The 9,612-nt window shown below is 65.1% G+C and carries 11 protein-coding genes; 7 read left to right on the top strand and 4 right to left on the bottom strand.

Going from position 1 to position 9,612, the window contains the following annotated elements:
• A partial coding sequence (locus VGD20_RS00560) for an LPS-assembly protein LptD (protein ID WP_331132586.1) occupies positions 1-813 on the bottom strand: 813 nt, incomplete at its 3' end.
• A gap of 132 nt (positions 814-945) precedes the next feature.
• Here VGD20_RS00560 and VGD20_RS00555 point away from each other — a divergent pair.
• The 4 genes from VGD20_RS00555 (at position 946) to ndk (ending at position 3,987) form a co-directional block, all read left to right on the top strand.
• The gene (locus VGD20_RS00555; RefSeq protein ID WP_331132585.1) at positions 946-2,391 is read left to right on the top strand and encodes a leucyl aminopeptidase; all 1,446 of its coding nucleotides are present in this window, start codon (positions 946-948) and stop codon (positions 2,389-2,391) included.
• 20 nt (positions 2,392-2,411) lie between these two features.
• Positions 2,412-2,861, top strand: a complete 450-nt coding sequence (locus tag VGD20_RS00550; protein ID WP_331132584.1) for a DNA polymerase III subunit chi — start codon at positions 2,412-2,414, stop codon at positions 2,859-2,861.
• A gap of 83 nt (positions 2,862-2,944) precedes the next feature.
• Positions 2,945-3,475 carry a hypothetical protein gene (locus VGD20_RS00545; RefSeq protein WP_331132583.1) on the top strand — a complete coding sequence of 177 codons (531 nt, stop codon included), beginning with the start codon at positions 2,945-2,947 and terminating at the stop codon, positions 3,473-3,475.
• Between the two features lie 89 nt (positions 3,476-3,564).
• Entirely contained in the window at positions 3,565-3,987 is a 423-nt protein-coding gene (gene ndk, locus VGD20_RS00540; protein WP_331132582.1) for a nucleoside-diphosphate kinase, read from the top strand.
• 57 nt (positions 3,988-4,044) lie between these two features.
• Here ndk and VGD20_RS00535 read toward each other — a convergent pair whose 3' ends face one another.
• Genes VGD20_RS00535 through purM form a run of 3 tightly spaced genes read right to left on the bottom strand, consistent with a single transcriptional unit; the run spans position 4,045 to position 6,347 of the window.
• On the bottom strand, positions 4,045-4,257 hold the full coding sequence (locus tag VGD20_RS00535; RefSeq protein WP_331132581.1) for a hypothetical protein: 213 nt from the start codon (positions 4,255-4,257) through the stop codon (positions 4,045-4,047).
• A gap of 40 nt (positions 4,258-4,297) precedes the next feature.
• Positions 4,298-5,248, bottom strand: coding sequence for a phosphoribosylglycinamide formyltransferase (gene purN / locus VGD20_RS00530; RefSeq protein WP_331132580.1), 951 nt, complete (start codon positions 5,246-5,248; stop codon positions 4,298-4,300).
• Entirely contained in the window at positions 5,241-6,347 is a 1,107-nt protein-coding gene (purM, locus tag VGD20_RS00525) for a phosphoribosylformylglycinamidine cyclo-ligase (RefSeq protein ID WP_331132579.1), read from the bottom strand. The genes purN and purM overlap by 8 nt, the downstream gene beginning before the upstream one ends.
• A gap of 85 nt (positions 6,348-6,432) precedes the next feature.
• Here purM and VGD20_RS00520 point away from each other — a divergent pair, with 85 nt between their 5' ends.
• The 3 genes from VGD20_RS00520 to ppk1 all read left to right on the top strand — a co-directional run.
• Positions 6,433-7,704 carry a heavy-metal-associated domain-containing protein gene (locus tag VGD20_RS00520; protein ID WP_331132578.1) on the top strand — a complete coding sequence of 424 codons (1,272 nt, stop codon included), beginning with the start codon at positions 6,433-6,435 and terminating at the stop codon, positions 7,702-7,704.
• Positions 7,704-8,357, top strand: a complete 654-nt coding sequence (locus tag VGD20_RS00515; RefSeq protein ID WP_331132577.1) for a chromosomal replication initiator DnaA — start codon at positions 7,704-7,706, stop codon at positions 8,355-8,357. Before VGD20_RS00520 ends, VGD20_RS00515 begins: the two co-directional genes overlap by 1 nt.
• On the top strand, positions 8,348-9,612 hold a 1,265-nt coding region (gene ppk1 / locus VGD20_RS00510; RefSeq protein ID WP_331132576.1), incomplete at its 3' end, for a polyphosphate kinase 1. The genes VGD20_RS00515 and ppk1, both read left to right, overlap by 10 nt.

Here is a 9,612-nt window from a genome sequence, read left to right as displayed (position 1 = left end):
GGGCGCGATGCGCAGATAATAGGGCACGGCGATTTCGAACCCGTTGCTGCGGTCGAGGCGGATCTCGGGCACCAGGATGCCGCTCCCCGCCTCGCTGTTCGCCGGATGGCTAAGCCCGGGCAGCGGGATCAGCGGCAGGCCGAAAATCTCGACGCGCGCACCCTTGTACCGGATCTTGTTCTTTGCCCGGTCGTACATCACGCGCACGGCGCGGATCTGCCAGCTCGGATTTTTCGGACAGCCTGCGTCATCTTCGACGGGGCAGGGGGTGTAGGCGGCGTTCTCCAGCTCGATATTGCCGTTATCGAAGCGCGTGCCTTTCACCGCCGCGAGCCGCGACCCATTATCGAGCACGACGAGCAGGTTTTCGACGACGCCGTCGCGCAGCGTGTCGGTCAGCTCGATCTTGTCACCATAGGCGGTATCGCCTTCGGGATTCTTGATTGTGACATTGCCCTCGGCAAAAACCTGGCCCGTCTTGCGGTTCCAGGTGACCTTGTCCGCGCGCATCTCGATCGCTTCGCGGTTCATCTGGACATTGCCTTCGGCAATGACGACCTCGCTGTCGCTGTCGTAGTTCAGGTTGTCGGCCGCGAAGCCGATCTGTTGTTCATTCTGGACATCGGGCGCATCCGAGGTGGTGGGCGCGACATCGGGCGTTTGCAGGTCGGGTTCGCCGGCAAGCTCATCGGGCTGAGCCGGATTCGCTGCAGTCTGGGCCATGACCGGCGTCGCCGCCAGCGCCATGCCGCTCGCTGTCGCCAGCCAGAACGGCCGCGCAGGCGCCGCCCGATGGAACAAAGCCCAGCTCATTTAATCCCTTTGTCCCGAACCCACTATCGACATTTGCCGGCTTGGACCGGCCGCTTTGTTTTTGCAACTCGCAAGCGAAACCCCTATCGGTCCGCCACGTTCCAATCAATCATCGCATAAGAAAGTTAAGGCATGGACATTCAGTTTGTCGCGCAAATCGATGCGTCTGCCGACGTTGTCGCTTTTCCGGTCCGCAAGGGCGCAGCCGCCACGCTCGGCGCGCTGCTCGGCGCGGCCGCGGCGCAGGCACGCTTCGACGGCGAGGCGGGCGCGATCGCCGAAACCGCGACGATCGACGGCGGCGTTGCAAAGCGCCTGCTTCTCGTCGGCATCGGCGAGGGCAGCGAGCATGACCTCGAGCGCGGCGGGGCGGCGCTGACGGCAAAGCTGCAAACGAGCGGCGTGACCGCGGTCCATGTCGACTTTGCGAGTGCTGGCCAGAGCGACGCCGACGACGTCCTCGCCTTTGCGATGGGCGCGCGCCTGCGCAACTGGCGCCTCGATACCTATCGCACGCGCCTCTCCGACAAGGCGAAGCCCAGCCTCAAGACGGTGACGATCGCCTCGCCGCACAGCGACCTGTCCGGCCGCTGGGCCGAAAATGAAGCGATCGCCGACGGCGTCGCGCTCACCCAGACGCTCGTCGCCGAGCCGCCGAACATCCTTTATCCCGAAAGCTTCGTCGAACGCTGCCAGCATCTCGCCGACCTCGGCGTCGAACTCGAAATCCTCGACGAACGCCAGATGAAGGCGCTCGGCATGGGCGCGCTGCTCGGCGTCGCGCAGGGTTCGACGCGCCCGCCGCGGCTGCTTGCGATGCGCTGGAACGGCGGGACCCCGGGTGACAAGCCCGTCGCCTTCGTCGGCAAGGGCGTCACCTTCGATACCGGCGGCATCAGCATCAAGCCTGCCGCGGGCATGGACATGATGAAATGGGACATGGGCGGCGCGGGCGCCGTCGCCGGCGCGATCAAGGCGATCGCCGGCCGCAAGGCGAAGGCGAATGTCGTCGGGATCGTCGGCCTCGTCGAGAATATGCCCGACGGCAATGCGATGCGCCCCGGCGACGTCGTCAGCACGATGTCGGGTCAGACGGTCGAAGTGCTCAACACCGATGCCGAAGGGCGCCTCGTGCTGTGCGATGCGATCACCTGGACGCAGAAGGTCTATGAGCCCAAGGTCATCGTCGATCTCGCGACGCTGACCGGCGCGATGGTGATCTCGCTCGGCCATGAATATGCCGGCATCTTTGCCAACGACGATACGCTCGCCGCCGACCTGCTCGCCGCTGGCGAAACGTCGAACAACAAGCTGTGGCGCTTCCCGCTGTCGCCCGCCTACGACAAGCTGATCGACAGCCCGATCGCCGACATGAAGAATATCGGCCCGCGCGAAGGCGGGTCGATCACCGCGGCGCAGTTCATCAAGCGCTTCGTCGAAGACGGCGTCGCCTGGGCGCATCTCGACATCGCCGGGATGGCGTGGGCCGACAAGGACGGCCCGGTGTGGGCGAAGGGCGCGACGGGGTACGGCGTGCGCCTGCTCGACCGTTACATCGCCGCCAACCACGAAGGTTGATCGCATAGAGGCAGGGAAGCATGGCGCGCGTCGACTTTTACCGGCTGACCCGCGACCCGGTCGAACGGGTTCTCCCCGCTCTTGCGACGCGTATCTTGGCGAATGGCGACCGCCTGCTGGTGGTCGCCGCCCCTGCGATGCAGCGGCAGGCGATCGATGAGGCGCTGTGGACGCTCCAGCCCGCGGGCTTCCTGCCGCACGGTGCCGCGGGTTCGCCCGACGAAGAGATCGAGCCGATCCTGATTTCGGGCACGCTCGATCCGTCGCCGCCCAACCGTGCGACGCATCTGGCACTCGCCGACGGTGAATGGCGCGAGGAGGCACTCGGGTTCGAACGCACTTTCCTGCTCTTCGACAACAGTCGCATCGACGACGCCCGCGCGCTGTGGCGGATTCTCGCGGCGCGCGACGATGTTGACAACCGCTTCTGGAAGCAGGACGAAAACGGCCGCTGGTCCGAGGGACCCTAGCGCACACTTGTGACGCGCGTCACCGACAGGCGTGGCGGGACGGGCCAATGGGGCGGGAGTTTCGTTTCAGCAGGAGCCTTACCATGACGACCCGCACAACCTCTTCCTTCTGCGCGGCGCTCGCCGCCGCGACATTGTTTCTCTCCGGCTGCGGCTCCAAATCCGAAACCGAAGTGGCAAGCGGCACCTACACCGATCCCGAAACGGGCAAGACCGCCGACTACAAGATCAGTAGCAGCGAAGACGGCGAAAACGGCAAGGTGACGATCAAGACCGAAGAGGGCGAAGTGCAGTTCGGGGGCGAGGCAAAGCTGCCGGCGGGCATCACGCCCTATCCGGGGTCGAAGATGACTGGCGGTTTTGCGGGGTCGGGCAAGGACGGGCAGGGCGGCCTCGCGAGCTTCGAGGTCAAGGCCAAGGCGGCCGACGTGATCGCGCATTTCCGTCGGCAGATCGAGGGGGCCGGTCTGAAAGTGAATTCCGAAATGACCGCCGAGGATACGATCATCATCGGCGCCGAAAAGCCGGGCGATGCCAAGACGTCGATCCAGGTGACCGCGACCCAGACCGGCGATATGGTCGAAGGCGCGATAACCTACGGCACCGGCGCGTAGCGAGGCGCGCGCGCTCGGTCCTTGCAGCGCGGCGAAAGCGCGGCTAGAGGCGCGCGCATCGCAAACCATAACATCGCAGGAGCTTTCCCATGGCGGTCACCCGCACCTTTTCGATCATCAAGCCCGATGCCACCCGCCGCAACCTCACGGGCGCCGTCACCAAGATGCTGGAAGAAGCCGGCCTCCGCGTCGTCGCGTCGAAGCGCATCCACATGACCCGCGAACAGGCTGAAGGCTTCTATGCGGTCCACAAGGAACGCCCCTTCTTCGGCGAACTCGTCGATTTCATGATCAGCGGCCCCGTCGTCGTGCAGGTCCTCGAAGGCGAAAATGCCATGCAGGCGAACCGCGACATCATGGGCGCGACCAACCCGGCGAACGCCGAGCCCGGCACGATCCGCAAGGAACTCGCCGAGAGCATCGAGGCGAACAGCGTCCACGGTTCGGACAGCGACGAGAATGCGGCGATCGAAATCGCCTATTTCTTCAAGCCCGAAGAAATCGTCGGCTAAGCCAGAAGGCAAAGCCGAACCGAAGAGGCCGCCGGAGCGATCCGGCGGCCTTTTTCGTCAATTGCCGGATTTTGCGTTGCGCACGGCTGCTGCTCTTTCCGCTGCTTCCCTCTGCGCCTGTTGTTTTATCCGGTAGTCGGAACGGAAATACTCATCAGCTTCACGGAGATGCGCGATGCCATCTTCGTCCCAGCCGGACATTTCGGCATCGTCGATCAATCCGGCGAGCTCGCTCAGGAAAATTGCGTAATAGTCCGGCAGTTCGCCCATCGCGCGAGTTTGTCACGGCCCGGTGGGTCGTGCAACGATTTCAGAACTCGTCCGCCACGCCCATCAGCCCCGCCAGCTTCTTCGGCGCAATCGCGAGCCAACTCTTGCGCAGCCACTCGCCGATCGCATCCCAGTCGGTGTCGCCGAGGTCGAGCCGGATGCCGACCCAGCCGTCGCCGAAATAGGCGGGGCGGTAATAGCGGTCCTCGTCGAGCTCGATCAGCATCGCCTGTTCCTCGGCGCCGCTGATTTTCACCAGCAGCGCGATCTTTCCGTCGCCATGATGATCCTCGGTGAAATAGGCGAATTTCTTGCCCTTCACGATCCCGAAGCAGGGCATGCCGTGCGAGATCACCTCGTCGGTTTCGGGCAGCGCCATCGCCAGCTCGCGCACGCGTCCGCGCAGATAGTCGGGCGAACGCTCGCGCATCACGAATGCCGCGAGCGTCGGTGGATAGAGCTGGTGCTCGGCAATCCGCACGCGTGCGGCCAGCGTCTCGACATTGTCGCCGGGCAGGATCGCGACGGGCGTCTGCGCGAGTACCGGCCCCTCGTCGACGCCGGGCGTCACGATATGGATGCTGCACCCGCCGAACCTGTCCCCGGCGTCGATGGCTTGCCGGTGCGTATTCAGCCCCTTGTAGAGCGGCAGCAGGCTCGGATGGATGTTGACCATCCGGCCCGCCCAGCGTGCGACAAAATCGTCCGACAGGATGCGCATATAGCCGGCGAGTGCGACGAATTCCGCCCCCGCCGCGCGCAACTGCTCGTCGACCAGCGCGTCGAAGGCGTCGCGGTTCATGCCCTTGTGCGAAAGCGCCCACGTCGCGATGCCCTCGGCCTCGGCGATCGCCAGCCCCGCGGCTTCGGGCTCGTTGCTGCCGACGAACACCAGTTCATAAGCACAGTCTTCGGCTTTTGCCGCATAGAGCAGCGCCGCCATATTGGTGCCGGCGCCCGAAATCAGGACGGCGACACGCGCCTTAGCCATTATGCGTGGCGCTCCATGCGCCCATCGCGCTCCATGTTTCGGCGCCGCCGGTCACGGTGCAGCCCTTCTCGCCCTCGGCGATATGACCGATGCGGTGCACGGTTTCGCCCGCGGCTTCGAGCGCCGTCGTCACGTCCGCGACATCGCCCTCGGCCACGACGACCGCCATGCCGATCCCGCAGTTAAAGGTGCGTGCCATCTCTTCGGGTTCGATATTGCCCTGCGCCTGCAGGAAGGCCATCAGCCGCGGCTGCGGCCAGTTATCGGCGTTAACATGGGCGTGCAGCGTCTTCGGCAGGATGCGCGGGATATTCTCGAGCAGGCCGCCGCCGGTGATATGCGCGAGCGCGTGAATCTTGCCGGTCTTCACCAGCGGGAGCAGGCTCTTCACATAGATGCGCGTCGGCGCCATCAGCGCGTCGATCAGCAGGATATTCTGGTCGAACAGGGCAGGGCGGTCGAGCTTCCAGCCCTTGTCGGCGGCCAGCCGGCGCACGAGCGAGAAACCGTTCGAATGAACCCCCGACGACGCGAGGCCGAGGATCACGTCACCCGCCGCGACCTTGTCGGCGGTCAGTACCTGATCGCGCTCGACCGCGCCGACGCAGAAACCCGCGAGGTCATAGTCGCCGTCCGAATACATGCCCGGCATTTCGGCAGTCTCGCCGCCGATCAGCGCGCATCCGGCCTGCTTGCATCCCTCGGCGATGCTCGCGACGACTTCGGTCGCGACATCGTTGTCGAGCTTGCCCGTGGCATAATAGTCGAGGAAAAACAGCGGCTCGGCGCCCTGAACGATCAGGTCGTTCGCGCACATCGCGACGAGGTCGATACCGACCCCGCCATGCTTGCCCGATTCGATGGCGAGCTTGAGCTTGGTACCCACGCCGTCGTTCGCCGCGACGAGCAACGGATCGTTGAACCCGGCCGCCTTCAGGTCGAAGAAACCGCCAAAGCCGCCAAGGTCGGCGTCGGCGCCGGGGCGGCGTGTCGCACGGGCGAGCGGGGCAATGGCACGGACCAGCGCGTTGCCGGTCTCGATCGATACGCCGGCCTGCGCATAAGTGTAGGAGCCGGGTTGGTTGTGCTTGGAATCCATGGCACGCGCGACTAACGGTTCCAGCCGATAAATGCCATGATTTCCTTGTCGGGGCCCGCGCTTTTGGGCAAAGCATAGAGAAGATATGATTTCGGCTGCTTTCCCGCGCTTCGCGCCCCGCCTGACCCTCGATGCCATTCGCCCGCGCGACTGGCGCTGGGCCGCGCTTTTCGGTCTCCTCCTTGCGATTCTGCTCGTCGGGGTGGTCGAAGGGCAGATCAGCCGCGGCGATCGCGGCATCACCCCGATCAACAGCAGCGGCGATTTCCTCGCGAGCGGCATCATGGTCGATGTTACCGGCGACAATGCCGACGACGCGCGCGAAAAGGGCTGGCGCGAAGCACAGCGGCTGGGCTGGGCGCAGCTCTATCGTAAATTGAACGGCAGCGATGGTCCGAAACTCGGCGATTCGGTGCTCGACGGCATCGTCACCGCGATCGTCGTCGAGGAAGAGCAGATCGGCCCGCGCCGTTATGTCGCCAAGCTCGGCGTCCAGTTCGACCGCGTCCGCGCCGGTCAGATCCTCGGCGTCAGCGGCCGCACGCTGCGCTCGCCGCCGCTGCTGGTCATCCCCGTTTATTCGATCGACGGCATCCCGCAAGTATTCGAACAGCGCAGCGCATGGCAGCGCGCGTGGGCTGAGTATAATACCGGGCAAAGCGCGATCGACTATGTCCGCACCGCGGGCACCGGCGCCGATACGCTGCTGATCAACGCGGGGCAGACCGGCCGCCGCGGCCGCGTCTGGTGGCGCGTCATTCTCGACCAATATGGCGCCGCCGACGTGCTGACGCCGATCGCGCGCGTCGAATATTCCTACCCCGGCGGGCCGATCAAGGGCTATTTCACCGCGCGCTTCGGTCCCGACAGCAAGCTGATCTCCAGCTTCACGATGACCGGCCCCAGCCCCGCCGCGCTGCCCGACATGATGGAAAAGGCCGTCGCGCGGATGGACCGCATCTATATCGACGCGCTCGCGTCGGGCATCCTCAAGACCGATACCTATCTCGTTCTCGAAAAGCCGGTCGAAAAGGTCGATCTGCCCGAAGAAGTCGCGACCGGTGAGGACGTGCTGCCCAGCGAGACCGACAGCAGCGTTCCGACGACGGCGGCCGTGGGCGTGCAGGGCTTCACCGTCCAGTACAGCTCGCCTGACGTCGATTCGGTCACCGCGACCGAACGCGCGGTGGCGGGCGCCGCGGGCGTCCAGTCGGCTTCGACCACCAGCCTTGCGCTCGGTGGCACCTCGGTGATGCGCGTCAGCTTCCGGGGCGACCTCGCCGCGCTCAAGGCCGCGCTCGCTGCGCGCGGGTTCAAGGTGCAGGAAGGCGGCGGTCAGCTCAGGATCAGCCGCTGATGACGCGCGCATCGCAAATCGCTCTCCCGCTCGACTGGAGCGCGGGGGGCAGCAACGACGGTCCGCTGCTCGTCGGCACCAGTAACGCCGATGCCGTGCGCTACCTCCGCCATCCCGCGACCTGGCCCGTGCGCACCGCGGTGCTCACCGGGCCACGTGGGTCGGGGCGCAGCCTGATGGGGCGGCTTTTCGCGGGCGAGACCGGCGGACGCGTCATCGACGGGCATGACAGCGTGCCCGAAGAGGAGATTTTTCACGCATGGAACGCGGCGCAGGCAAGCGGTGCGCCGCTCCTGATCATCGCGGATGCGCCGCCGACGGACTGGAATGTGGCATTGCCCGACCTCCGTTCGCGCCTCGCCGCGGTTCCGGTGCTGACGATCGGCGAACCCGACGATTGCCTTGCGCGCGACCTGATCGAGGCGCTGTTCGCGCAGCGCGGCATGGCACTCGCGCCCGGCGTTGCTTCCTATGTCGTCCCGCGGATGGAACGCAGCTATGCGATGATCCACCGCGTCGTCGCGGCGCTCGACGCGGCGTCGCTCGAAAAGGGCGGCGGTATCAGCGTTCGTCTTACGCGTGAAACATTACTGTCACAGGGGCTGCTCGATCCCGATCTTCTCGAACGACAGGATGCCGATACATGTCGCTAACCGGACAATCGCTGCGCGCCGATAACGACGCCGATGGTGCGTCGAAAATTCCTTTCGGTCCCGAACGTTTCTTCAACCGCGAACTCAGCTGGCTGGCGTTCAATCGCCGGGTGATGGAAGAAGCGCGCAATCCTGCGCATCCTTTGCTCGAACGCCTCCGCTTCCTGTCGATTTCGGGCAGCAACCTCGACGAATTCTTCATGGTCCGCGTTGCGGGGCTGAAGGGCCAGCAACTCCAGGGGATCGACGATCCTTCGGCCGACGGCCGGTCGCCGGGCCAGCAGCTTGCCGAGATCGAAGCCGAGGTGAACCGACTCGTCGACCAGCAGCAGAGCGAATGGCAACGGCTCCATCGCCAGCTCGCCGAGCAGGGTATCATCGTCCACGGCACGGGGTCGAACAAGGAAGCGCTGCGCAGCGCGCTTCGCCAATATTTCATCGACCAGATTTTCCCGATCCTGACCCCGCAGGTGCTCGATCCGGCGCACCCGTTCCCCTTCATCCCGAACCGCGGGCTCGGTGTCATCTTCGACTTGCAGCGCAAGGCGACGGGCGACACGGTGCGCGAACTGGTGATGATCCCGGCGTCGCTGGCGCGCTTCGTACCGGTGCCGGGCGAGGCGAGCAGCTTCGTGCCGATCGAGTATCTGATCGAGATTTTCGGCGACCTCCTGTTCCCGGGCTTCGCGATCCGTTCACTCGGCGTTTTCCGCATCATCCGCGACAGCGATATCGAGCTGGAGGAAGAGGCCGAGGATCTCGTTCGTCTGTTCCGCACCGCGATCCGCCGCCGCCGCCGCGGCCGTGTGATCCTGCTCGAACTCGAAGCCGACATGCCGGGCGAAATTGCCGAGGTGCTCAATGCCGATATTCAGGGGCATGAAGCGATCGTAGCAAAGATCGGCGGCTTCATCGGCCTCGCGGCGCTGTCGGCGCTGGTCGAGGTTGACCGCCCCGACCTGAAATTCCCTGCCTATTCACCGCGCTTTCCCGAACGCATCCGCGAACATGGCGGCGATTGTTTTGCGGCGATCCGCAGCAAGGACATCGTCGTCCACCATCCCTATGAAAGCTTCGAGGTCGTCCTCGCTTTCCTGCGGCAGGCGGCTGCCGATCCCGACGTCGTTGCGATCAAGCAGACGCTGTACCGCGCCGGCGACCAATCTCCTGTTATCCGTGCGCTGATCGAAGCGGCCGAAGCCGGCAAGTCGGTGACGGCAGTGGTCGAACTCAAGGCGCGCTTCGACGAGGAGCA

The organism is Sphingopyxis sp. (assembly GCF_036402335.1).
In the GTDB taxonomy this organism is placed as follows: Bacteria; Pseudomonadota; Alphaproteobacteria; order Sphingomonadales; family Sphingomonadaceae; genus Sphingopyxis.
Note: the sequence above shows the minus strand (reverse complement) of the source record. Positions and strands in the feature narration are given on the sequence as shown.

Coding starts and splice junctions, on each gene's coding strand:
- VGD20_RS00520 (WP_331132578.1), top strand. CDS start 6,433: ATGATTTCGGCTGCTTTCCCGCGCTTCGCGCCCCGCCTGACCCTCGAT.
- purM (WP_331132579.1), bottom strand. CDS start 6,347: ATGGATTCCAAGCACAACCAACCCGGCTCCTACACTTATGCGCAGGCC.
- VGD20_RS00555 (WP_331132585.1), top strand. CDS start 946: ATGGACATTCAGTTTGTCGCGCAAATCGATGCGTCTGCCGACGTTGTC.
- VGD20_RS00535 (WP_331132581.1), bottom strand. CDS start 4,257: ATGGGCGAACTGCCGGACTATTACGCAATTTTCCTGAGCGAGCTCGCC.
- VGD20_RS00550 (WP_331132584.1), top strand. CDS start 2,412: ATGGCGCGCGTCGACTTTTACCGGCTGACCCGCGACCCGGTCGAACGG.
- purN (WP_331132580.1), bottom strand. CDS start 5,248: ATGGCTAAGGCGCGTGTCGCCGTCCTGATTTCGGGCGCCGGCACCAAT.
- ndk (WP_331132582.1), top strand. CDS start 3,565: ATGGCGGTCACCCGCACCTTTTCGATCATCAAGCCCGATGCCACCCGC.
- VGD20_RS00515 (WP_331132577.1), top strand. CDS start 7,704: ATGACGCGCGCATCGCAAATCGCTCTCCCGCTCGACTGGAGCGCGGGG.
- VGD20_RS00545 (WP_331132583.1), top strand. CDS start 2,945: ATGACGACCCGCACAACCTCTTCCTTCTGCGCGGCGCTCGCCGCCGCG.